Raw genomic sequence first — 22,825 nt, 5'->3', positions numbered from 1 at the left:
TTGCCTATTTGTCGAAATTGGGGGAATTATCCGGTTGGTCTTCCGGGTATTCTACAGGTCGATACTCCACGTAATCAGACGGCGGTGCTTCCACGTCGCGGTTGCTGGGGCGAGACCTGGATGCTTCCGTAGGACGGGGTTTTTTGGTTCTCGGCGGCGTATCGGAACTGCGGTTTTCCGAAGCAGGGGGGCGACTGCTGCGGCTGCGGGTCGGTTTTTCTTCGGGGTTGTCTGAAACGTCCCAGTTGTCAGACTCTTGGGCAGGGGAGGCTTCTGGGCGAGAGGGACGTTTGCGCGACGATCGATCGGGCGACTCGGGCTTGGAGGTGTTAACGCTGCCGTTGCGATTGGATGGACGGCGGCGGGGTTCGTCGTCGTAGCTTTCGCGGGAGGAACGGTTGTCTTGGCTGCCTCTGATCCGGGGACGCTGCGGGTAGTCTTCCTCTGGTTCTAGCTGCTCGATTTCGGAATCGTAGCCGTCGTAACCGTAGGCGTTGCTGACCGGTCGCTCTTCATCTACGTATTGGGCGCGAGTTTTGGCTTGGGCTGTGGTCGCTCCTCGCAGCTTGATGCTTTCTGCTGCAAAAAATATGGCGGTACCGCTGAGTAGAAATTGACCGAATGCCAGAATTGGGTCAAGCCGCCACCCTTGAAATAACAGAATACCGCCGCACAGCAAGCCGACTGCTGCAAAAAAAATATCGTGGTCTCGGGCTAGTTTGGGACGCCACGATCGCAGAAAATACAGTCCTGCCCCTGCTACTGCTAGGATTATCCCTAACAGGCTGCTCCAGTTCAATCCTAAATTGACCATTAGCCTATCTCCTATGTCTTTCCTATGTTAGCGAGTTAGATTTTACATCTATTATTAAGTCTGCCAGTCCGACTGTGCTTTCAGGGGCAGCGTCCGGTCAGGGTTTCAGCTTGGGAAGTGAGTATAATAATGAGTTTAACGGGAAAAAACCTCAGCTTGGCAGTCAACTGAAGGTTTTGCCTTCACAGTTGCTGGTAGCCGAGGTTTCTCAGATTGGGAAAATGCCCGACGTGTAGCCGAAAATTGACTTTCACGCCGGACTTAAAGACCTGCGGACTTTTTAGGTGCGCTTGATTTTGTCTTTTTGGCTGATGAAGATCAGGGCGACCGTTGCTGGAATCACTACTACCGCCACGCCGACCAGCAGGCTGTACAAAAAGTTCGCGAGAGAAGGAGTCATAGATTCAAAGCCTTTGTTACAACAATTTGATTTTTATTAATTTTATACTTTCGATCGCACCTGTGAAACGGTTAAAATTATGAACGTCTGACTTAACAAAACTTAAGATTTCGAGATAAGACCCATGACTGGTATTACCGTTGCAAGTTGGATTCTGGGCTCTGTCCTAGTGCTGATGACTTTGCTCTTTATTTTTCGGATCGTTCTGACTTGGTATCCGGAAGTGAACCTGAGCAAGTTGCCGTTGAGTCTGATTGCTTGGCCGACGGAACCTTTTTTAGCCGTAACTAGAAAGATTGTACCGCCGATCGGCGGGGTGGACATTACGCCGATTATTTGGGTGGGGATCTGTAGCTTGCTGCGAGAAATGATTCTCGGTCAGCAAGGGCTACTGACGATGATGATGTAAGAGTCAGCGGGCATGGGGCATCGGGCATCGGGCATCGGGCATCGGGCATCGGGCATCGGGTATGGATTAGTTGCCACCAACTGCCAACTGCCAACTGCCAACTGCCAACTGCCAACTGCCAACTGACTACTGACTATTGTTCATGAACTGTTCGACGAAATTGGTGTAAACCTCGCCGTTGAGAAATTCGGGGCTATCGAGGATTTTTTGGTGGAAGCCCAGAGTTGTGGGGACGCCAGTGATGGCGCATTCGCGCAATGCCCGTTTCATGCGCCGGATCGCTGAAGGTCGATCGCGCCCCCAGACTATCAATTTACCGATTAAAGAATCGTAGTAAGCGGGTATTTCGTAATCGGTGTAAACGTGAGAGTCCATCCGCACACCCGGGCCGCCGGGAGGCAAATAACCGCTGATTCTGCCGGGGTGAGGTCGGAAATTGCGATCGGGGTCTTCGGCATTGATGCGACACTCGATGGCGTGGCCGTTGAGAATTACTTGGTTTTGCTTGATTTGCAGTTTTTCGCCTTGGGCGATGCGGATTTGTTCGGCAATCAAGTCGAGGCCTGTAATCATCTCGGTGACGGGATGTTCTACTTGGATGCGAGTGTTCATTTCCATGAAGTAGAATTTGCCCGATTTGTCAAGCAGAAATTCGACAGTGCCCGCACCCGTGTAGTTGATGGATTTGGCAGCGGCAATGGCCGCGTGACCCATTTGATCTCGCAGTTTCTGGCTGAGGGCTGGGCTGGGGGCTTCTTCGAGGAGTTTCTGGTGTCGGCGCTGAATCGAACAATCTCTCTCGCCGAGGTGGATGACGTTACCGTAGTTGTCGGCGAGGATTTGGATTTCGATGTGCCGGGGTTTTTCGATGAATTTTTCGAGGTAAAGTCCGGGGTTGCCGAAGGCTGCGTCGGCTTCGCCTTGGGCTGCTGAGAATAGTTTGGGGAGTTCCGAGGGTTCTCTAACTAGCCTCATGCCACGGCCTCCACCGCCGGCGGTGGCTTTGATCATCACGGGATAGCCGATGTCGCGGGCGATCGACAAAGCTTCGCGATCGTCGGCCAGCAATCCCTCGCTACCGGGAACTGTGGGGACTTTCACTCGCTGCATCGTTTCTTTGGCGGTGGATTTGTCGCCCATGGCCCGCATTGCTGCCGGAGAAGGGCCGATGAAGGTAATTTGATGGTCGGCGCAGATTTCGGCAAATCGGGCGTTTTCGGCGAGGAAGCCGTAACCGGGGTGAATGGCTGCTGCGTTGCGCGTCAGGGCAGCCGCGATGATGTTGGGGATGTTTAAATAGCTTTTGCTGCTGGTGGGGGGGCCGATGCAAACGGCTTCGTCTGCCAACTGGACGTGCAAGGCGTGTTTATCTACGGTGGAGTGTACGGCGACCGTGGCAATCCCCATTTCCTCGCAGGTCCGCAATATGCGGAGAGCTATTTCTCCCCGATTAGCGATTAAAATTTTCGAGAACCCCATCTTCGCTGCTTAATTCACTCAATATTCTGTACAATAATGCCTTTCGGTATGTTCTGGATAATCGTTTTCCAGAAATTGTTCACAAAAATTTATTTTACATTTTGCTGGTAGTGGTGCTATGATTGTAAATCGGCGGTCTCAAAGGGCAAGTCACAAGTTAAATGTCAGGAACCTCAACCTGTGAATCTTTAACTGGTAACGCAAAAATCCCAGAGAGTGCTAGAAAGAGCGGATGTGGCGGAATTGGTATACGCGCACGCTTGAGGTGCGTGTGGCAATATGTCCTTGCGAGTTCGAGTCTCGCCATCCGCATTGAATGTATAAAACAACTGTTGACGGTTTTGGCTGTCGGCAGTTGTTTTTTATTTGATGGGTGGGTGGGCAGTGCGATCGAACTTCTGACAGATCCGCACCATACAAAATACTGTTTAACTGTCGATCGACAATTGTGTTTGAATTAAAAACATAGATACTTATCCTTTGTCAAGTAGAATGGGGTTAGTTAGGTTCCGAATCCGAGAGTTGGCTGACGAAAAAGGATGGACGCTAAAGGATGTTGCCGATCGATCGGAGGTTCCGTACAGCACAGTCAGGCACTATGCTCGTTCGGAAGGACTAGCAACGGTTGATATCACATCCATTCAAAAGATAGCTCGCACGCTCGATGTTCTGATTGAGGAGTTGATGGAAGTTGTTAAAGAATGAACCGATGAAATTATATTAGCAAACGGAAGTTAGATCGATGACATCCTACGCCTTAAACTTACCCGTTCAGTTACAGCAAGAAGCTGAAAAATTGGCAACACTCCAAGGCATTTCGTTCGATCAGTTTATCCTCTGGGCTGTAGCCGAAAAAGTCGCTACCCTCAACCAGCGGAATGACGATCCGGCTTTTCCTGAAATTACCTATGTGCGCGGCGCTAGCGGCGAACTCGTTCCCGTTTTGCGCGGCACTCGGTTGCGGGTGCAAACAGTAGTCATAGCAGCGCAGAAATGGGGTTTTTCTCCAAAGGAAATTGCCACTGAGTATGACTTAAGTGGAGATCAAGTGAACGAAGTTCTCGCTTTTTATGCGGCTCACCATCAAGAAATAGACGCATCTATTTCCGCTGAGCAAATTATCGAAGCTGCTAATGTCTAAACCGCTATTGCATCTAGATGCCGATACCTCTATTAAAGCTTTGCAAGCCGCCCTTTTATCTCGCAGTCACGATGTCACTCGGACACCGACTGAGTGGATGGCTTTAGATGCTAGCGATAAGGCTCAATTGCTAGAAGCAACAGCGCGATGGCGGTGTATTTTTACGTTTAATATCCGGGATTTTCAGGTTTTAGCTCAGCGTTATCCCGAACATGGTGGCATCATTTTGGCCACTCAAAGATGAAGTTTCTTTGTTTGTGTAGCCGCGGTTTCAAGCGCCGGGTTTCTACACAAAAGAAGTACAATAATTATGGCAAAATAAGAATTACTCATTTATTTAATCGCCATTATCCCAATGATTACCGTTACCCAACCAGAAATTGAACAGTATCGTTCCCAATTACAAGAATATCCCGATGCTCTAAAAGAGCTTGATGTACTTGAAGAGTGTGAAGGCGATTTAGAATATGCAGCCGAAACCTTAGCAATTAAGTCAGGAGAATTAGACAACGATCTAGATGCAAGAAACCCAAATGAGCCTAGCTGGTTACAAAAATTAGCCGATAAATTACGTCCTCATATTTGTACGCCAGCCTTTAAAGACGTATTGAGTCAAGGTTTTGCTTTTGCATTGGGTTGGCTAATAACTGTTGGCGTTTACCAAGGAGTACCATTAACACTGGTACTTATTTACATAAGCAGGAAAAATTTGGACAATTTTTGTCAGGATTGCTAAACGCCGATCGCAGTGAAGCCAGCCCAGTAATGAGGTTCAGCAAAAGGAAACGGCTTGCGGTTCAGTGCGCCATCCAGAGGAGCATTAATAAAGCGTGTGCGTTCTTTTTTGGGCAACAGTTTAAATGTTTGATCGATTTGCGGTTTGAGGCATTTTAATAATCCTTCAAGCCCCTCTGAGGTCAGATTCCGCAGCCATTGTTGTGCCTCATTGAGAGCAGTAACCGTTGATAGAGTTTCTAGGTTTTCATAGAATCGAATCAGTAACAAAGTGCTGGCGAGTTCATCCACTTTCCAAAGGGTACTGACCATACTAGGGCTACCTGCTAAGAGAAATCCGAAAGGTAAGCCAATATATTCATCGCTGGTTCTGGATTCTGTCAATCCAGTTTCGCAGGCGGAGAGAGTGACAAGACGACATTGATTTAGGTCAAGATTAAAGATTTCCAACAGTGTCAAACGTTCTTTATTGGCGAATACCAGGGATGATTCCAAAGGCGAGTCAGGCTCGAACTTGCCGTGACAACCGAAATGGGCGCAGTTGGCAAAGCTGAGTTTCGCCTTTAGAATTGCGTTCTTATTAGCATCATCTTTTGCCAAGAAATCATTAGACTTGAATTTGTCACGGATGTTAGCGGCTTGCAGTTCAAGTAAGTAGCGGTCTTTGGTAGGATTGGCAATAGCAAATAGGTGAGAGAAATGAGGGCGTTGTCGCTGTTTCGCCTGTTGCAGCAGTTGGCAACTGGGGGCATAGCTGACTCCACCAGGGAATAAGTCGAGAAGGCACGATTCGGATTTGGACAGGGATACAGTGATAGAAGAATCGATTTCATCGGTGCATCCGCTTTCAAAATCCCTTTGGTGGGAGATTGGCAACGCATGAAGGGGGAAAAGATGCAGGAAGCGATGGGGAATTAAAATCAGTCGATCGCACGGTTTCGGAATATTCTTTAAAATCTCATAAAGATGCAAAATCTCAGCTAGGTTTTGGAGGCGGGAGGCTAGTTTTTGCTTCCATTGGGTTTTTCTCTCTTTGTAGTCTTTTTGATACTCGTTATCCCAATTTATTAAGGCTTCAAAGTCTGCTGTTGAAGATTGGCAGATTATTGGTGTTGGGGATTGCGGGGTGATGATGAAAGTTAGAAATTTATCGCCTATGATGTACCACTCAAGAATAGCGGTGTTTTCACCTGTCAGAGTTTGAATGTCTTTGTATAGGATGGGCTTAACTTTTTGGGTTAGGCTAAAATCAGGATCGATTGGTGTAATTTCATGAGCAATCAATTCATCGAGTTGTTTACGCAGTTTGGTGAGATGAGTAGAATCGCGGCTAGTGGTTAGGCTGTCGATTTTGAGGCTGCGTTCTCCCAATATTCTGCCACCATTACTGTTACGGTTTGTCTGTTCGATTTCCAGTTGTCGCTGTTCGGCCTCAATTTCTCGACCGAGGCGCGACAATTCGTTGAGAACAGTTTCGGGGATATTGCCTTTAGGTTTGATGCCACGGTTGGCAAAGAGTTCTACAAGGTTGCGGGCTTTGCTGCGTTCGGCATATTCCACAGCTTCGGTGTCGCGTTGCAGTTCGATGCAAACTTCTACCATGCCCAGATAGAGTTGATTCCATTCTTCGGCTAATTTCTGTTTGGTTTCATCCCCAGATTGAATCTCGCCCCGTAAAAATTCTACTGTTTCAATCGCTCGGGCATAGGTATCATAAGCGAGTTGCCATTGCTGGTTACTTCGGTGAAAATTACCTAAATTAGATAAAGTCTCTGTATGTTCTTGTGGGAAAGCCTCGCGAGTGCTAATACTTAAAGCCTTGTGATAAAGTGCGATCGCCAGTTCGATATTCTCTGCTTTCTCTCCCCTGATTCTGTTACAGTAGGCAGCCGCCAGATTATTTTGCGTCGTTGCCCAATTTTGGGGAAAGGCATCGCGGGTGCGTACTTCTAATGCCTTGTTGTAAGATGCGATCGCCCGTTCGATATTCTGAGCTTTCTCTCCCCTGATTCTGTAAGTGTAGGCTACTGCCAGATTATTTTGCGTCATAGCCCATTTTTCGGGAAAGGCATCGCGGGTGTAGACGGTTAATGCAGCAGTGAAAGATGCGATCGCAACTTCGATATTCTGAGCTTTCTCTCCCGTGATTCTGTCACTGTAGGCATTTGCCAGATTATTTTGCGTCCTTGCCCAATCTTCGGGAAAGGCATCGGGGGTGAGGACGGTTAATGCAGCAGTGAAATATTCGATCGCCAGTTCGATATTCTCTGCTTTTTCTTCCCTGATTCTGTTACTGTAGGCAATTGCCAGATTATTTTGCGTCATAGCCCAATCTTCGGGAAAGGCATCGCGGGTATAGACGGTTAATGCAGCAGTGCAAGATGCGATCGCCAGTTCGATATTCTGAGCTTTCTCTCCCCTGATTCTGTAAGTGTAGGCTACTGCCAGATTATTTTGCGTCCTTGCCCATTTTTCGCTTCCCGGTTCCGAATTATTTAAAAGTATTTGATAACCAGTAATGGCAATTTCAAGATTATTCGCTTTTTTCCCCAGCGGCAACTTACTAATATGATTACTCAAGTTTCCAATGAGGGCGAGAATAGATTCACTTGCTTCGGGATGTTCGGCAATTAATTTCCGGGTCACTTGCTGTAAAATCTCGGCAAAACGGTCATTGAGGAGATGTTGCCGCCCTGCCAGCATGGGGTAAATTACTTTAATATCGCTGTTGCTCTCTTCTTCTGCTTGCAATAAGTCTAGGATAAAGTTTTCATACTCTTGTGAATTTTCAATTTCAGAGTGATCGCTATCTCCCTCATTATTTATCCCCAAGAATTGCCCTATCTGACTGGCCAAATTCCGTAAATAATTAGCCTGATTTTCCTGTCCTTCCTCTGCCAATTTTTCTGCTACTACCTCGCAAACTTGCAGAAACCCCGAATCTACCAATTCTAAGTTAGCCTGTAAAATCTGCTGTTTCTCACCTTTGGGGCAATTCAGGAGTGTCACAAGCAATAGCAGATAAGCTTGGGCGCGGGTTTCTTCCATTGTGGGGAGTGGTCAGTAACACCGATGTTTATTTTACCATGATTGGTGGTTTGGCGGTTGACGCTCCCCCCTATTAATTTCTACCCCATCCCGAACAAGTAATCAAAATTACCCTCTCCCACAGAGTTTTTAAGCGTATTGATAATTTTCCTTGTATTATCGTGAGGCCCTTCAATATAACAAGGTTTTCCATTGCGACCGAATTTCAAGCCTATTTCGCTGGTTGATTCTCCTAAATGAGCCTTCGACTGCTCGAAATCGCGATGCGGTTCAAAGCCTAATATTTTGGCATAAGCGATCGCGCCCCAAACCAGGGCTTGTGCTTGTTCTAAACTAATCTCCTCGTACTCTTGCATAAACTGCGAGTAACAAAGCTGAACGAAATTTTTATATTGGCTATCGTTGCAGTTACGTGGCGGAATGCTATCCTTGACTCCCAAACACCAGTAGTCGATCAAATAAGTGGCTGCAACAAAACGATTGTATCCCTTGGAACGGGTAACCATCACTAAACCCAAGCCGCCCGTTTCAGAAGTTTCATTCCCCAACAATACCTTCGCAAAATTTACATCCACGAGACATTGAGCAACGGGCAATAACTCTCCTTTTTCGGCGCTAGCGAGGGCTGTTTGTTCTGCATGAGATTGGAGAAAGGTACTGACTTCGGATGCTTTCAATCCTAACTTTCGGGCAATTTGTTTGGGCGTTAATTGGCGATCGCGCAGGTTGAGAATTTCTTGTTCTTGTTCGGGCTGCATGGTTTTTCTATTACCGTCAGGGCTGGGATCGAGCTGAGTCTATCATTGTACCGCGTTTTTGCGACCAACTTTGTAACATTGCAAAGATTGAGGAAAAAACCCGGTTTCTTTGATGGTGCGAGTGGCGAGAAACCTCGGTTAGCCCGATAGTCCGCCAGGGGTTTCAACCCCTGTCTCATAGCAAAACTCCTCTGAAGAGGACTAAAGAGTTTTTCATTTTTATCTCTAATTTTCAGTCGGTTTCAACCGACTTTCGCTATTAGCCAGGGGTTGAAACCCCTGGCGGTTGTGGCAACACCGCTAGAGTGCAAGCAACATAGGAAAAAACCCGGTTTCTTCTAATTTTTGGCTAATTCTGGCGGCCGCCCCATCAAGCCTGTCATCAAGCGCAAGGCTAAAAACCTTACTGGGGGAATTGTCCGCAAACACCACAATCCAAAGCGGCGAAATGCTACAATTGGCAGCCAAGTATTAGAAAATAATCTGTCTAGAAAATCGGTAAATCCTAACACGATTAAATTCTCTTTTTTGCGCCAGTTGTGATACCGTTTCAATACTCGCAAATCGCCGATGTCTTCGCCTTTTTGGTGCGCTTGCTGCAAGATTTGGCCGATCGCCCCTGCGTCTCGAATGCCCATATTTAATCCCTGGCCGCCCACGGGATGGCAGCAGTGGGCTGCGTCGCCAATTAGTGCTAATCTGGGCAAAACGTAGCGATCGCTCTGCATTAACTGCACCGGAAACAAAAAGCGATCGCTCTCCAATTCCAAACGCCCTAAAAGCCCGCCCGTGCGCTGTTCCAACAAAGTCAAAAACTCTGTTTCATCCATTTGCTGCAAAGCTTTCGCTTCCGCGTGGGGTGCTGTCCAAACTACTTGACAGCGGTTCCCAGGTAATGGTAAGACTCCCATCGGGCCGCTCGGCCAAAAGCGCTCAAAAGCGATATCATTGTGCGGTTTTTCTGCTTTAATGGTGATAGCAACGCAGGATTGCCAGTATTTCCAGCCGCGAGTGCTGATGTTGGCTTCGGTGCGGATGCGCGATCGCGAACCGTCGGCGGCGACTAATAATTTAGTGCGAATTGTCCGAGTTTCGCCGTTTTGTTTGACTTCTATTTCGGCGCAATCGGTTAAATATTTTACCTCGACAACTTCCGCCGGACAAACCCAACTAAAATTCGGGTTTTTTGCCAAAGATTCTTGCAAAGCTGACAGCATGACTCGGTGCTCGCCAACGTAACCTAAAGCTGTTTTTGGTACAGGCAATTTGCCAGTATTTCCCAAATCCGGGCGGTGGAATTCGACGACGCCGGGATAGTCGCCGTCGCAGAGGCTAATTTGCTCGAAGGTGGTGATTTGCGGCAAGATTTGCTGCCACACGCCGATACCTTCTAAGATCATTCCTGATAGCAGGGTGATTGCATAGGCTTGTTTTTTGGCTGCTGCGACTGCGGGGAGTTGAGTTTCAATTATGGCGATTTTTAACCCGGAATCTTTTAAGGCGCTGGCTAAGGTGGCCCCAACTATGCCGCCTCCGACGATGGCTATGTCAAAGTCGAGTGTCTGTGTTTCGGTGGAGGCTGTTGTGGGAGAAAGTTCGTTTACAGGCATTTTCAAGGGAGGTTGTCAAAGTTAATTGGAATGTTACTTTTTTATTGTAAAGAATTATTTCGATTTAGGGCAGTTTTGAGCCAGAGATTATGTCATATCAATTCCGGCTGGGCCGGAATGATATAGAGGACACGGCAGTGCCGTTTCCCTACGATTAATCTGGTGTTGGTAAACGGCACTGCCGTGTCCTGATTTCGGGTAATATTAATTCTGATGCCACCGGATTTGATATCAATTCCTGGACTAATGATTAATGAGTACCAACTACTGCTAATTGATTATTTTCTGTGACTGGGGGCGGTACTTGCTGGCAAAGGGGAATTTCGATGACAAACTCTGCACCTTCCCCGGGCGCGGAAACACACTGCAATTTGCCTCGGTGTTTTTCAACTATAATCTGATAGCTGATTGACAGTCCCAAGCCTGTGCCTTTGCCGACGGGTTTAGTAGTAAAAAATGGGTCGAATAACTTGTGAATAACTTCTTGATTGATTCCCCTCCCGTTGTCGGCAATCCGAATGGTTACTGTGTCTGAATTCGCACTCGTGCTAATCCGAATTGTCTTGGGCTGAAAAGAGATTTCGATTTCGTTTGAAGCATGATTGTTGTACTCTTCGAGGGCGTCGATCGCATTTCCTAAAAGATTCATAAATACTTGATTGAGCTGACCTACATAGCACTCGACTTTTGGGAACTTGCCGTATTCTTTGATAATCTCAATAGCCGGACGAACTACATTAGCTTTGATCCGGTGCTGCAAAATTAGCAAAGTGCTTTCGATTCCTTCGTGAATGTCAACGAGTTTCATCTGCGATTCGTCGAGTCTGGAAAAGTTGCGTAAGGATACAACTAAGTCGCGGATGCGATCGGCTCCTACTTTCATTGATTCCAAAATCTTCGTAAAGTCTTCCATTAAGAAATCGATTTCAATATCTTCGGCTGCTTCTACTATTTCCGGGACTGGATTGGGGTATTTTTCCTGGTAAAGGTGGAGCAAACCGAGCAAGTCTGTGGCGTATTGGCTGGCGTGGGTGATGTTGCCGTAGATAAAGTTAATGGGATTGTTAATTTCGTGGGCGACGCCGGCGACTAGCTGCCCGAGAGAAGAGATTTTTTCGGTTTGGATGAGTTGAGTTTGAGCTTGGTGCAACTCGCGGACAGCTTTTTCGAGCTCGGCTGCTTGCGATCGATACAGTCCCTCGGACTGCTTGAGTGCTTCCAAAACTTGGACTCGATCGCTAATATCGGTGTGAGTTCCCACCCACTCGCGAACGCTGCCGTCTGCTGCCAAAAGTGGGACGCCCCGCACCCAGAAGTGTCTGTAGCTGCCGTCTGCGGCCCGCAAGCGGTGCTCGACTTCGTAGAGACTTTGTGTTTCTATGGCGCGCTTCCAAGCTTGTAATGTGCGATCGCGGTCTTCTGGGTGCACAGCTTCTGTCCAGTTGTCGTTCTCTTCCAAGCTCATGCCCGTATAAGCTATCCAATCACGCTGAGGCCCGTCAGGGACTCCGCTAGCGTTTGTCGTCCAAACCATCTGTGCGGTGGCCATTGCCAGGGATCGGTATCTTTCCTCGCTCAAACGCACAAATTCTTCGGCTTGCCGGCTGGCTGTCACGTCGCGCAAAATTGCTGTGAATATGATTTCGCCTGCAACTTCGAGTTTGGAAATAGAAGCTTCGGCTGGAAACTCAGTACCGTCTCGGCGGCGGGCGAAAATTTCTTTGCGGTTGCCCATTTTTCGGGCTTGTTTAACGTTGTTGCCGAAATTGCTGACGAGGTGGCGGTGAGAGGCGGCAAAAGCTTCGGGCAACAGCAGGTTCAGGGATTGCCCGATCGCCTCAGCAGCCGTCCACCCAAAAATCCGTTCTGCACCTTGGTTGAACAGGATAATATTTTGCTCGGCATCCACCGAAATAATCGCGTCGTCGGCAATTTCTACAATGCCGGCGAAACGAGCTTGAGACAGTTGCAGCGCTTTTTCAGCTTGGAAGCGATCGCTGATGTCGCGGGCGATGGTCGAAATGTATGGGAGTTTGCCGCCCGGTGCGGAGTGAGAGATGATGACTTGGCTGACGGGAATTTCGAGTCCCGATGCTGACACGAAGGCGGTTTCTCCGCTCCAAAAGCCTCCGGAAACAGCGGTGGCGATCGCTTCATTCAAAGTGCTGCGGGCTGACGCTGCCGTGAATTCTGCCACTTGTCGGTTGGATATATCTTCGTTTTCGTCTATACCCACCATTTTTCTGCCTGCTTTGTTGATGTAAACGACGCGTCCTTCGAGGTCGCAGATACCTACAAAATCCGGCGTTGCTTCCAGAATTGCTGCCAGACTGCTGTTGGCGATTTCAGCTTGTTTGCGCTCAGTAATATCCCGCGCGATGCTAACTATACCGCTGATATTTCCTGCCCCGTCCCGGTAAGCGCTTTTTGTTGAAAGAAATGTCCGCAAATGACCTTTAACTGGCAGTTCTTCTTCGATCGCTTGCGTTTTTCCCGCTATCATGATTGGGCGCTCGGTTTTCCTAATATTGCCCGCAATTTCCGGCGGAAATAACTGGTTGTCATCTCTGCCGATAATTTCATCTACCGACTTGCCAATGATACTGGCTCCCGCAGCATTGAGCATCATGTAACGGCCCTGAATATCTTTGACAAATAGGGCTGTTGGCGTACTGTTTATGACTGTCAGCAATAGGTTGTAGTTATTTTGAAGCGCCTGCTTTGTTGTTTGACTGTCGAGAATTTGCTGCTGCAATTGCTCGTTGGCTAGTTGCAGTTGGAGAGTCCGTTTCTCAACTTGAGTTTCTAAGTCTAATTTAGCTTTCATCAGTCCCAGTTCCGCTCGATAGCGCTTCCGGTCGGCGGTGCAGAGAGTTTTTGCATTCTGCCAAATCAGAACTGTAAAAATAATCACATTCAATACGCTTAACAGCGATATCCCTACCTCGGGCGTATAGGCTTGTAACCGCTCTCCCGAGAGGATGAAATAACCCACTAAAGGCGGGATAATAATTGCCTGCGGCAACAAGCGCCTCGCCATGATGCCACCCGCGCGATCGCTCGCTATTACTGCTATGAATCCTCGCTCTGGACTGGTAAATAAAATGCTGAAGCTCAGCAACATAAATGCTGCGGACGTGTGCAAAGCCATGCCTGTATTATCGCCAATCCTGTAAAATAAAGCTTTGCCGTAGATGTAGCCTATCAAACCCATAAATGCAATTAAAAATGCACAACAGCTTAAGATTTGAACCCGCAGGTATTTAGGGCGGCGTTCTGACAGCAGCAGCAGGGCTGTTCCCAGCAATAAAAAAGCAGCAGCAGTATTCGGCGCCATGCGTCCGGGTGTTGCGGGGCTTGTCAAGGTGTAACTTTCTTTAAATAGCAGTTGGTCGATGCCTAAGTCTACATTAAAGCTATATTGAACTAGGGTTAAGAGGCTAATTAATATAATAAAAAATGAACAGCTATAAATTAAAAAATTAGTTATTTTTTGATACTTTCTTGCTGTTAATTCGGCCCGCCGTCGCTGTTGGATGAACAGAGAACAGCCTCCTAAAATAAAGCAGACCGCAGTATTGGCTTTCATTGTCACGAGTCCCGGCAGAATGCTCTTTAAGAGTTGCACATCGAATATCCAGCCCAAAATGACTGTACAGCCGATCGCGATTACTGCAACACTAGCTTTTTTGGAAAAAGACTGGACAGCAGCAATTGGGGTTGAGGGCTTTTGCACTTGTTGTGGTCGTTCAAAAAGTTCCAATTTCTCGATCCCTCAAATTATTTGGGCTTCTACGTATCCAAGGTAACAATAAACACTATAAGTATATTGTGGCCCGCTATACAAAGCTGCTTAAGATTTTCTTAAAACTGCTAAGCATAAAATATGAATTATTTTATCTAACTTTAGAGAGATAGTCAACTGAAGGTTGAAGGCTCTTATGTAGAAGGCTTTCGGCAGAATTCAAGATTTTTTTTTGATTGTAAGTTAAGACCAAAAATTCCTTGTTCATTCAGCCTTGTTCCTTGTTCCTTCAGCCTTGTTGCTTGGAAATGAGCGCTCGCCGGATTCATCTGCCTTGCTGAGTGTTTTTACTCAGTCCATCGAAAGGTAATGGTAGCGGATGAATCTATCGGCAACAATATCACTCGCATTGTCAAGCGGCAGCAGCATCTGTGGGAAATGCGCTCGGCAAAAAAGTTACGCTAAACTATTCTTTAAAAGACTTGACAATATGCACTAAATTGCTTATATTTATTAGCTTGAAAACTCTTGCTAGAATCCTCAATCTTATACCAATTATTAAAAGTCCCAGATCCCGGTAAGGACACGGCATTGCCGTGTCGCTACAGATGCTCGCGTCCAATCGTGTTGGGTTTTGTTCATCAACTAATGACTAATGACTGATGAACTGACTAATGACTAATGACTGCTTCCCAAGTTTTGAAGTGCTTGCAAAGCTTCGGTTGCTGACGGGTAACGCTGGGGGAAAGCGTACAGCACCATCTGGTCTAAAACGCGAGCCAACTCCGGGGTGACAGTTGCATTTTTCTGCCAGATAAGATTGCCTAAATTATCGACTCTGAGTTGTTTCGGCTGCATCCCTGTCAAGGCTTGAATCCCGATGATCCCGACAGCATAGATGTCGCTGCAAAATTTCGGCGAGCCGATGGCTTGTTCGGGAGGGATGTAGTCTTGCTGAGTCCCTCCGCGCGATCGCGTTTGACCGGTGCTGTTGTGCGAGGTGTTAATTTCTTTAACTGCCCCAAAGTCAATTAATACAATCTTGCCATCTGATGTGCGCCTGATTAAGTTTTGAGGGTGAACGTCGCGGTGAATTACATCTTGTTTGTGAACGAATACAAGCACTTCCAAGATATCTTTCAACAAAGCAATAACCTGATGTTCTTCCCAGGGTTGACCTTCGATTAGTTCTTGATACAGCGGTTGCCCTTCGATGAATTGATAGACTAAATAAAAATATCCATCTTCTTCAAAGCGAGCTAACAATTCTGGTATCCGATCGTGTTGGCCCAATCGATATAAAACCCGCGTTTCTCGATCGAATAACTGGCTGGTTCTTTCCGACTGACTTTTCAGGCGCTTGACGAGGCACAAAGGTCGATCGGGCAAATTCTCATCTTCAGCCAGATAGGTATTGTTGTACTCGGTACTGACCAAATGTTCTCTGATTCGGTAACGCATCCGCAGCAGCTTTTGCAAGATCGGATCGACAGAATTAGCGCGTTGTGTGCCTTTTTGTACAGATCTCATGATGCAGTCCCAAAGATTGGCTCCGACTACTCTTTCTTCTTCTCCAATAATTTCTGCTTGCTTCAGTACCTTGGTGAGATCTTTCCACAAGTTGTAGCCGACATACCGCCCCAGGTAGCCCACTGTGTACCCGCGGGCGATCGGATCGTTTTGCTGAATTTCTTGGTACGTCAAACCCCCTACAACGCCTCGAATTATCGACTGTTGCAACCGACTCAGGTGTTTTTCCGTTTGTTCGTATACCAGATTGTCTAAAAAAATTATTGCTTCTTCTACCGTCATAGTTTCATGGCTTAAGTTACTTGTGCAGCACCTACACACTGGGTTTTTATATTTATGTTATAGACCGTTTACTTTAAATTTACTAGGTTTTTAAAGAGCTGAAATATATCTTGATAAATATGACTTTTCTGAATCAAAATTGTGACTTTTATGAAATTAATTCCCTTGACAAATCGTTAATGTGTTAATTTAAATTTACTTATTTTGAGCGCAGAGGAGCTTAGGGATTTAAAAAGATATCGATCGGAGTAGTGAGGACGTGCATCGTCTGAGTTTTATGAGGAGTCTAGCCATCACCACAAACTTATAAGAGTTATTTGAGTGGACATGATAAGCTGTTCTGTATTGAGATTTTAAATTTCGGGCGGGCTCTCCTGCCCACCCCACAATAGTTTCAAGAAACAAGATTGTAAAAATTCGATTCGCGTCAGCTTATTAACTGTTAATGGGTAACAGTTAACAGTTAACAGTTAATTTTTAATCTTGTTCACGTAGCCCCACAAACTGTAATCGCGACTCAGCCAACCCCGGAAAAAAGCCATCTGAGTCGGATCTTCTTGCACCCTTTTGTAGCGGTAAATAATCCGTTCGTTAATCATTTGCAGCGCCGTATTTTTGTTGTTAGCGGCTTTCAATGCTTCCTTGGTGCGCGGATCGAAAAAGCCGGTTTGCGGCAATCCTAACGCTTGCTGGAGAAAGGTAATAGAGTTATTAATACCGAAATTAACGGCGGTGTCAAACATGACGATCGCCAAAGCTGGCTGCATCGTGCCCGAGAGGCTCGAATCCCAGTAATGTTGATAAATTTCTAGGAGCTCTGCTTCCGACATCTGCGTCACGTCGAGGGGCGGAAGCCCACGACTGTAGCGGTAGGCGTTGTATTCCGTTTGCAGCACCCCCCTATAAGTTCTGCCGCCCTTATCTGCGGGGTGATTGCTGAATCCACCCTCAAAATATAGGGTGAAATAAAGAGCCGTTTGAAATACTTTCTGCCGAAAGCTCGCTGTCTGCTGCTGTGCGAGAGTCTTTTGGGCAAAGGGCAAGGGGATTGCTAAGGTTAACAAGAGTATCCCCAGCAGGAGGTTTGGTTTCCACTTAATGTTATGTTGGCGCTGTGTCGCTTGCTTGTCGCTCATAAATTCTCTGTGACGATCGCCCGTAGTTCCGCTAAAACTGCTACTCTGCAAAATAATATAGATTCAACCTTTAACTTGATAGCACAGATAGGCCGCCAAATGAATTCCGATTTTCGCAACCAATCCGAAACACCCCAATTTGAAGATGCTGCATCGCTGACAGTCGTTGCAGAAATGTATTACTCTCAAGGCAATTTAGCAGCAGCCGTCGCTGCTTGTCGCCGAGCTCTGGAATTGCAACCGGATTGGGCGGCGGCTTACGTGACAATGGGGAATGTGCAGCAAGCAAGCGGCTACATTGAGGAAGCGATGCGGTTTTATTCTGAGGCGATAGCCCTGAATCCCGACTTTGCTGAAGCCTATGCTAATTTGGGCAGTATGCTCTACAAACAAGGGCATTTGGTGGAGGCGATTGTCAATTACTCCAAGGCGATCGAACTCAAACCAAATTTGGCTGCTGCTTACTGGAATTTGGCAGGGGCACTGAAGCAGCAGGGGCAGCCGGATGCAGCGGTAGCATACGAGCAAAAAGCTCTCGAACTCAATCCCCATCTAGCTCAGGTAGATTTTCACTTAAATTTAGGAGATAAATTAGCACGGCAAGGGAAGTTAGATGAGGCGGTGGCTGCATGGCAGCAGGCGATCGCATTCAAACCCGATTTAGCCGAAGCATACTGTCAAATTGGCATAGTTTTGCGCCACCAAGGCAAATTTAAAGACGCAATACCCAACCTTCAAAAAGCCCTAGAAATTAAACCCGATTTTATTTCCGCTCACCAACATTTATGCGGCATCCTCAGAGATACTAGCGATTTAGCGGCCGCGCGGCAAGCCGTTCATAAATACAGCCAAATGTGTGCCGAAACCGATCCAATTATGACCGCGATTTACTTCATCAGCACCTATCAAGTGTCGGGATTGAATCAAATTGCGAGCGATCGATTTTTAGAGCTAGAGTCGTACTTGCAGCAAAACTTAGAAACCGCTAGTTCGGTAGAAATTAAATCGCTTTATGCAAACTTATTATTCAGCACGCCTTATTTGCGAGATGACTTGGCGGCCAACTCAAAATTTTACAGATTAATTTCCCAAAAGTATATCGCCCAATGTATCAAACCTAATTTTTCTCAACCCGCCAATTACAGTTTCAAACCAACTGCTTTTGGTGGCAAGTTAAAAATTGGCTTCTTGTCCAATCACTTCAGCCGACATTCTGTAGGTTGGTGCAGCGCAGACATCATTCGCGAATTGTCGGACATCACACCCAATTTGTATTTGTACGCTTCCGAAAGAATTGTGCCTGACGATCGCACTCAGCAATTTGAAAGTTTTGGAAAACTGACTTTTCCGAAAACGTACCCGAACGGACTTGCCAATTCGGCAGAAATTATCGACCTAATTCAGCAAGATGAATTGGACGTTTTAGTCGATTTAGATTCTCTCAGCGTACCTGTTCACGCTGACATTCTCTACCAAAGACCCGCACCAGTTTGTGTTTCTTGGCTCGGATTTGATGCCCCTTACGTATCGCCGGAAAATTACTTTCTTACAGACTGGCACTCGCACCCAGCCGAGCGAGAAAAATATTATGACGAGCAGCTAATTAGGATGCCAGATTCCTTTGTAGCTGTGTCAGGTTTTCAGAGATATGGAGTCGATCCGGTTGCATTGAGAAAGTCGAATCGCATCGGTTTGGATCAAATAGTTTACCTGTGCGTCGCTCCCGGCAGAAAATTTAATCGCGAGTTGGTGAAAGCACAAATTGCGATTCTCAAAGAAGTGCCTAACAGTATCTTAATTCACAAAGCTTTAGGCGATGCTGCCGTGTTTGAGGGTGCGTATCACCAAGCTTGCGAAGCAGAAGGAGTCGGCCGGCACCGAATTAAGTTTTTGCCGAGGTTTGCTACTGAGGAAGAACACAGAATTATCTATTTGCTGGCCGATGTTTTGTTAGATTCTTATCCTTACAACGGAGGAACTCACACTTTAGAGGCTTTGTGGTTTAATTTGCCGGTGGTGACTCGCACAGGAGAGCAGTTTTTGTCGAGAATGGGTTATTCGTTTTTGCAGGCTTTGGGAATTGAAGCTGGTGTGGCTTGGTCTTGGTCGGAATATGTGGATTTGGGTGTAAAATTCGGTAAAGAGCCTGAATTGAGAAACGCAATTAAAGCACAGTTGGTGAAATCTAAAGATGGAGCCAATTTGTCGCCGCTGTGGAATCCGAAAAAGTTTGCTGGAGATATGTATGCGGTGTTTGAAAAATTGTGTAAAATCAATTTTAAAAAGTAGGGACACGGCAATGCCGTGTCCTAGTCCCCGCGCCGGAAACGGCATTGCCGTGTCCCTACAATTAATCTGGCGATGGTTACATTTTTTATCAAGGAAGATGGATTATTTTGGGGTAGGGAAACGGCATTGCCGTGTCCTCGGTTGCCTATAGTTCCGATGCAAAGGTCAACGATATCATTCCTCATCTCAAATCTCAAATCTCAAATGGTATGACTTCAACACTACCAACTATTAAGTTTTTAAAACAGCCGACTTCGGAAGCTTGGATAGAACAGGCGATCGCCAATTTGGATACAATCTTATTAGACCATTCTCACTGCGAGCGGAAAGCGGCGGGAGTAGCGTTAAATTTAATGTTTCGCTACCCAGCACGGGAAAAATTGGTGAGGATGCTAACGGCGATCGCCCGCGAAGAATTAGAGCATTTCGAGCAAGTCAACCAGCGGTTAGAACAGCGCAGCATTGCTTTAGGCCCTTTGGCCGCACCTCCCTACGGTGCTGGTTTGTCCGGTCAAATTCGCAAGCAGGAACCGGAGAGACTTTTGGATTCTTTGTTGGTTTCTGGTTTGATAGAAGCACGCAGTCACGAACGGTTGGGGCTGCTGGGCGATCGCTGTCCCGACGCGGAATTGGCTAAGTTTTACCGCAGTTTGATGGCTTCGGAAGCGCGCCATTACGGTGTATATTGGATTTTGGCAACAACTTATTTCGATCGCGCTCTTGTGATTGACAGGCTGGAGGAATTATCATTAGTAGAGAGCGAGTTACTGGCAATTCTTCATCCTGAACCGAGAATTCACAGTTAAAAGTTAGCTGCATTTAAAAACTGTCAAACAAAAAAAATTAGTAAGTTTACAGTTGCTAAAGTCAACAAATAAATATTAAGTTGCAACCACAAATGAAAACCCAACATCTGGATTTTTTAATTCGTTCCTGGGAAACGCGCGATCGCGCTGAGGCTTTCTATTTAATTCGGGATGTTTTAGCAGAGTACGGTTTAAAATGCGAACCTCACGGGGCAGATCGAGATGTCTATGATGTAGAACTGCACTATCAAGCCAAGGGTGGCGAATTTTGGGTAGTTGAACGGCAGGATCAAATAGTGGGTACAGCCGCTTACTATCCGATTGAGCGCGGAAATAATGCTGTGGAAATTCGCAAAATGTATATTTTGCCAGCAGCAAGAGGACAAGGTTTGGGGAAATTTTTACTGCAAGAATTGGAAAGTAAAATTATCGCTTGCGGATTTGATGAAATCTGGATAGAAACTGCTAGCATTCTCAAAGAAGCTGTTAAACTGTACGAAAATAGCGGATATCTACCGACAACTGGTGTGGAGACGCAAAGGTGCGATCGGGTTTACGTAAAATCTCTAGGTATAAAAAAGCTATAATAAGGTTTGCTTTCTGTAAACAATGATTAATTTACTCAGTTTCAATCCACAACAGCAAAGAGTTGTTTGGCGAGGCATTTCTGCCTTAATCTTCTGCCTTACTTTTGTACTGATTGGTTATTTTTTGATAGCGCTGCCCCTACCCCTATTAAATACCCCAGAGTCGCGCCTAATTTTCAGCCTTCGCTGCCAAATTTTTCCGGTACTGATGTTATTTGCCGGCATAGTTGCAGTTGGTAATGGTAGATTTAGCAGCCCAGCCATCAACCCTTTAGCGAATGCCGAATCAGAAGCAATGCGGATTAATTTGCGTTATCTGAGCAACACTCTAGAGCAATTTGTGCTGTTTTTTGTAGGCAGTTTAATCCTTTCTACCTTTTTAGATACTTACAGCATCAAGCTGATTCCAATTTTGGCAACTTTGTTTGTTTTGGGAAGAATAGCGTTTTGGATAGGCTATCTCAAAGAGCCGATTGAACGAGCTTTTGGCCTGGGAGTTACTCTGTATCCTACTATTGCCGTACTAATTTATGATGCCTACCGCGTACTATTTTTCAATAGCTGAGGGAATTGAGAGTTTTTTGAAATAAGACTTATGCTTTCATTAGTCCTGTGAAACCCTAAAACTAGGAGAAAAACAAATGACTATCCCCACAGAAAACTCTCAATCTCAAAATCATGCTACCAACAAATTGCTAAACGGCCCTAAAGACCCTAGATTTGTTCAGACCGTGCGGGGAATTTTAAATCCTCTGTATTATTTAGATAATAATTATCAACGCTACGGCGACATTTTTACCAGCAAATTCAGCAACTTTCCCTTGCAAGTAGTTATCAGCAATCCTCAAGCTATTCAAGAAATTTTTACAGCCGATTCCCAACTATTTAAATCCGGTACTGTAAATCAGATAGGGCTACCATTAGTAGGATCGAATTCGTTATTTTTATTAGATGGCGCTCGACATTTGCAGCAGCGCAAACTTTTCATGCCACCTTTTCACGGTGAACGCATGAAAGCTTACGGACAAATCATCCGCGATACAACCGAAAAAGTAATTAATAATTGGACTCCTGGTAACTCGGTAATCGCGCAATCAACTATGCAGGAAATTTCTTTGGAAGTAATTTTGCACACGGTTTTCGGGCTGAGCGAAGGAGAACGCTACCAGCAAATTCAGCAACTAATTATTAATATGTTCAGCCTGTTTAGCAATCCATTAAGCGCTACCTTTTTGTTTATCAAGTCGTTCCAAAAAGATTTAGGTGCTTGGAGTCCTTGGGGAGGATTTCTGCGACAAAGACAGCGTTTAGATGAACTGCTTTATCAAGAAATTCGCGAACGCAAAAGTCAGTCTGAACCATTGGGCGAAGACATCCTGAGCTTGTTAAATTGCGCTCGTGACGAAGCAGGAGAGCCGATGAGCGACGTTGAATTGCGGGATGAATTAATGACAATCTTATTCGCAGGACACGAAACTACAGCCACAGCTTTAGCCTGGGCTTTGTATTGGATTCACTACATCCCAGAAGTCCGTGAAAAACTGCTGCAAGAACTCAATTCTCTTGATGTCAAAAATTGCGAGCCGGCGGAAATAAGTAAACTCCCGTATTTGAATGCTGTTTGTTGCGAAACGCTGCGGATTTATCCGATCCTATTTTTTGCATTTCCGCGCCTTCTGCAAGCTCCGATGCAGTTAATGGGTTACGAATTACCGAAAGGAATAATACTTTCTACCTGCATTTATTTGGTTCACCACCGACCGGATATTTACCCGGAACCTAAGCGCTTTAAACCAGAACGTTTTCTAGAAAGGCAATTTTCGCCTTACGAATATTTGCCGTTTGGGGGAGGGAACCGCCGCTGTATTGGCACGGCATTTGCAATGTTTGAAATGAAGTTAGTATTGGCGAAAGTGCTGTCACTGTACTCTTTAGAACTTGCAGAAAATCGTCCGGTTTTGCCGGTACACCGCAGTTTTACAATGGCACCCGCTGGCGGTGTGCGTTTTGTGGTAAAGAGCCGGATTTGAATCCTATCAAATCTGGTCGCTCGGGC

20 protein-coding genes and 1 tRNA gene are annotated in these 22,825 nt (G+C 46.1%); 12 read left to right on the top strand and 9 right to left on the bottom strand.

Going from position 1 to position 22,825, the window contains the following annotated elements:
• Positions 1-4 precede the first annotated feature (4 nt).
• Positions 5-814, bottom strand: coding sequence for a Ycf66 family protein (locus QUA78_RS09880; protein WP_333300047.1), 810 nt, complete (start codon positions 812-814; stop codon positions 5-7).
• 74 nt (positions 815-888) lie between these two features.
• Between QUA78_RS09880 and QUA78_RS09875 the strand changes: the two genes are divergently transcribed.
• The gene (locus tag QUA78_RS09875; protein WP_333300048.1) at positions 889-1,050 is read left to right on the top strand and encodes a hypothetical protein; all 162 of its coding nucleotides are present in this window, start codon (positions 889-891) and stop codon (positions 1,048-1,050) included.
• A gap of 44 nt (positions 1,051-1,094) precedes the next feature.
• Here QUA78_RS09875 and psbX read toward each other — a convergent pair whose 3' ends face one another.
• On the bottom strand, positions 1,095-1,214 hold the full coding sequence (psbX, locus tag QUA78_RS09870) for a photosystem II reaction center X protein (RefSeq protein ID WP_172191671.1): 120 nt from the start codon (positions 1,212-1,214) through the stop codon (positions 1,095-1,097).
• Between the two features lie 124 nt (positions 1,215-1,338).
• Here psbX and QUA78_RS09865 point away from each other — a divergent pair, with 124 nt between their 5' ends.
• The gene (locus QUA78_RS09865; RefSeq protein ID WP_015176974.1) at positions 1,339-1,623 is read left to right on the top strand and encodes a YggT family protein; all 285 of its coding nucleotides are present in this window, start codon (positions 1,339-1,341) and stop codon (positions 1,621-1,623) included.
• Positions 1,624-1,749: 126 nt separating this feature from the next.
• Here QUA78_RS09865 and accC read toward each other — a convergent pair whose 3' ends face one another.
• Positions 1,750-3,102, bottom strand: a complete 1,353-nt coding sequence (gene accC / locus QUA78_RS09860; RefSeq protein ID WP_333300049.1) for an acetyl-CoA carboxylase biotin carboxylase subunit — start codon at positions 3,100-3,102, stop codon at positions 1,750-1,752.
• A gap of 228 nt (positions 3,103-3,330) precedes the next feature.
• Here accC and QUA78_RS09855 point away from each other — a divergent pair.
• The 5 genes from QUA78_RS09855 to QUA78_RS09835 all read left to right on the top strand — a co-directional run bounded on the left by QUA78_RS09855 (position 3,331) and on the right by QUA78_RS09835 (position 4,979).
• A tRNA-Leu gene (locus QUA78_RS09855) sits at positions 3,331-3,414 on the top strand.
• A gap of 180 nt (positions 3,415-3,594) precedes the next feature.
• Positions 3,595-3,807 carry a helix-turn-helix domain-containing protein gene (locus QUA78_RS09850; protein ID WP_006634859.1) on the top strand — a complete coding sequence of 71 codons (213 nt, stop codon included), beginning with the start codon at positions 3,595-3,597 and terminating at the stop codon, positions 3,805-3,807.
• Between the two features lie 37 nt (positions 3,808-3,844).
• Positions 3,845-4,243 (top strand): DUF433 domain-containing protein, encoded by a 399-nt coding sequence (locus QUA78_RS09845; protein WP_333300050.1) that lies wholly within the window; start codon positions 3,845-3,847, stop codon positions 4,241-4,243.
• Positions 4,236-4,487, top strand: coding sequence for a DUF5615 family PIN-like protein (locus QUA78_RS09840; protein WP_333300051.1), 252 nt, complete (start codon positions 4,236-4,238; stop codon positions 4,485-4,487). The genes QUA78_RS09845 and QUA78_RS09840 overlap by 8 nt, the downstream gene beginning before the upstream one ends.
• A 111-nt stretch (positions 4,488-4,598) precedes the next feature.
• Entirely contained in the window at positions 4,599-4,979 is a 381-nt protein-coding gene (locus QUA78_RS09835; protein WP_333300052.1) for a hypothetical protein, read from the top strand.
• Here the strand turns inward: QUA78_RS09835 and QUA78_RS09830 are convergent.
• The 6 genes from QUA78_RS09830 to QUA78_RS09805 all read right to left on the bottom strand — a co-directional run bounded on the left by QUA78_RS09830 (position 4,976) and on the right by QUA78_RS09805 (position 17,087).
• Entirely contained in the window at positions 4,976-8,026 is a 3,051-nt protein-coding gene (locus tag QUA78_RS09830) for a CHAT domain-containing protein (protein WP_333300053.1), read from the bottom strand. The two genes, QUA78_RS09835 and QUA78_RS09830, sit on opposite strands and share 4 nt — an antisense overlap.
• An 80-nt stretch (positions 8,027-8,106) precedes the next feature.
• Positions 8,107-8,784, bottom strand: coding sequence for a DNA-binding response regulator (locus tag QUA78_RS09825; protein WP_333300054.1), 678 nt, complete (start codon positions 8,782-8,784; stop codon positions 8,107-8,109).
• Between the two features lie 338 nt (positions 8,785-9,122).
• Complete coding sequence (locus tag QUA78_RS09820; protein WP_333300055.1) at positions 9,123-10,394, bottom strand: FAD-dependent hydroxylase; 1,272 nt, start codon at positions 10,392-10,394, stop codon at positions 9,123-9,125.
• Between the two features lie 250 nt (positions 10,395-10,644).
• Positions 10,645-14,157, bottom strand: a complete 3,513-nt coding sequence (locus QUA78_RS09815) for a PAS domain S-box protein (RefSeq protein ID WP_333300056.1) — start codon at positions 14,155-14,157, stop codon at positions 10,645-10,647.
• A 660-nt stretch (positions 14,158-14,817) separates the two neighbouring features.
• The gene (locus QUA78_RS09810) at positions 14,818-15,951 is read right to left on the bottom strand and encodes a serine/threonine-protein kinase (RefSeq protein ID WP_333300057.1); all 1,134 of its coding nucleotides are present in this window, start codon (positions 15,949-15,951) and stop codon (positions 14,818-14,820) included.
• A 470-nt stretch (positions 15,952-16,421) separates the two neighbouring features.
• Positions 16,422-17,087 carry a glycosyl hydrolase 108 family protein gene (locus QUA78_RS09805; RefSeq protein ID WP_333300065.1) on the bottom strand — a complete coding sequence of 222 codons (666 nt, stop codon included), beginning with the start codon at positions 17,085-17,087 and terminating at the stop codon, positions 16,422-16,424.
• Between the two features lie 99 nt (positions 17,088-17,186).
• Here QUA78_RS09805 and QUA78_RS09800 point away from each other — a divergent pair, with 99 nt between their 5' ends.
• The 5 genes from QUA78_RS09800 (at position 17,187) to QUA78_RS09780 (ending at position 22,799) form a co-directional block, all read left to right on the top strand.
• Positions 17,187-19,376, top strand: coding sequence for a tetratricopeptide repeat protein (locus QUA78_RS09800; RefSeq protein ID WP_333300058.1), 2,190 nt, complete (start codon positions 17,187-17,189; stop codon positions 19,374-19,376).
• Between the two features lie 209 nt (positions 19,377-19,585).
• Complete coding sequence (locus QUA78_RS09795; protein ID WP_333300059.1) at positions 19,586-20,182, top strand: tRNA isopentenyl-2-thiomethyl-A-37 hydroxylase MiaE; 597 nt, start codon at positions 19,586-19,588, stop codon at positions 20,180-20,182.
• A 92-nt stretch (positions 20,183-20,274) separates the two neighbouring features.
• The gene (locus QUA78_RS09790) at positions 20,275-20,769 is read left to right on the top strand and encodes a GNAT family N-acetyltransferase (protein WP_333300060.1); all 495 of its coding nucleotides are present in this window, start codon (positions 20,275-20,277) and stop codon (positions 20,767-20,769) included.
• A gap of 22 nt (positions 20,770-20,791) precedes the next feature.
• Positions 20,792-21,334: an MAPEG family protein gene (locus QUA78_RS09785; RefSeq protein ID WP_333300061.1), complete on the top strand. Its 543-nt coding sequence runs from the start codon at positions 20,792-20,794 to the stop codon at positions 21,332-21,334.
• 76 nt (positions 21,335-21,410) lie between these two features.
• The gene (locus QUA78_RS09780; RefSeq protein WP_333300062.1) at positions 21,411-22,799 is read left to right on the top strand and encodes a cytochrome P450; all 1,389 of its coding nucleotides are present in this window, start codon (positions 21,411-21,413) and stop codon (positions 22,797-22,799) included.
• Positions 22,800-22,825 lie beyond the last annotated feature (26 nt).

Source organism: Microcoleus sp. K4-B3 (assembly GCF_036704615.1).
GTDB lineage: Bacteria > Cyanobacteriota > Cyanobacteriia > Cyanobacteriales > Microcoleaceae > Microcoleus.
This window is presented reverse-complemented; position numbering and strand designations above follow the sequence as displayed.

What these genes read in the sequence shown, in the direction of transcription:
- QUA78_RS09880 (WP_333300047.1), bottom strand. Translation starts at nt 814, where the DNA reads ATGGTCAATTTAGGATTGAACTGGAGCAGCCTGTTAGGGATAATCCTA.
- psbX (WP_172191671.1), bottom strand. Translation starts at nt 1,214, where the DNA reads ATGACTCCTTCTCTCGCGAACTTTTTGTACAGCCTGCTGGTCGGCGTG.
- QUA78_RS09865 (WP_015176974.1), top strand. Translation starts at nt 1,339, where the DNA reads ATGACTGGTATTACCGTTGCAAGTTGGATTCTGGGCTCTGTCCTAGTG.
- accC (WP_333300049.1), bottom strand. Translation starts at nt 3,102, where the DNA reads ATGGGGTTCTCGAAAATTTTAATCGCTAATCGGGGAGAAATAGCTCTC.
- QUA78_RS09850 (WP_006634859.1), top strand. Translation starts at nt 3,595, where the DNA reads ATGGGGTTAGTTAGGTTCCGAATCCGAGAGTTGGCTGACGAAAAAGGA.
- QUA78_RS09845 (WP_333300050.1), top strand. Translation starts at nt 3,845, where the DNA reads ATGACATCCTACGCCTTAAACTTACCCGTTCAGTTACAGCAAGAAGCT.
- QUA78_RS09840 (WP_333300051.1), top strand. Translation starts at nt 4,236, where the DNA reads ATGTCTAAACCGCTATTGCATCTAGATGCCGATACCTCTATTAAAGCT.
- QUA78_RS09835 (WP_333300052.1), top strand. Translation starts at nt 4,599, where the DNA reads ATGATTACCGTTACCCAACCAGAAATTGAACAGTATCGTTCCCAATTA.
- QUA78_RS09830 (WP_333300053.1), bottom strand. Translation starts at nt 8,026, where the DNA reads ATGGAAGAAACCCGCGCCCAAGCTTATCTGCTATTGCTTGTGACACTC.
- QUA78_RS09825 (WP_333300054.1), bottom strand. Translation starts at nt 8,784, where the DNA reads ATGCAGCCCGAACAAGAACAAGAAATTCTCAACCTGCGCGATCGCCAA.
- QUA78_RS09820 (WP_333300055.1), bottom strand. Translation starts at nt 10,394, where the DNA reads ATGCCTGTAAACGAACTTTCTCCCACAACAGCCTCCACCGAAACACAG.
- QUA78_RS09810 (WP_333300057.1), bottom strand. Translation starts at nt 15,951, where the DNA reads ATGACGGTAGAAGAAGCAATAATTTTTTTAGACAATCTGGTATACGAA.
- QUA78_RS09805 (WP_333300065.1), bottom strand. Translation starts at nt 17,087, where the DNA reads ATGAGCGACAAGCAAGCGACACAGCGCCAACATAACATTAAGTGGAAA.
- QUA78_RS09800 (WP_333300058.1), top strand. Translation starts at nt 17,187, where the DNA reads ATGAATTCCGATTTTCGCAACCAATCCGAAACACCCCAATTTGAAGAT.
- QUA78_RS09795 (WP_333300059.1), top strand. Translation starts at nt 19,586, where the DNA reads ATGACTTCAACACTACCAACTATTAAGTTTTTAAAACAGCCGACTTCG.
- QUA78_RS09790 (WP_333300060.1), top strand. Translation starts at nt 20,275, where the DNA reads ATGAAAACCCAACATCTGGATTTTTTAATTCGTTCCTGGGAAACGCGC.
- QUA78_RS09785 (WP_333300061.1), top strand. Translation starts at nt 20,792, where the DNA reads ATGATTAATTTACTCAGTTTCAATCCACAACAGCAAAGAGTTGTTTGG.
- QUA78_RS09780 (WP_333300062.1), top strand. Translation starts at nt 21,411, where the DNA reads ATGACTATCCCCACAGAAAACTCTCAATCTCAAAATCATGCTACCAAC.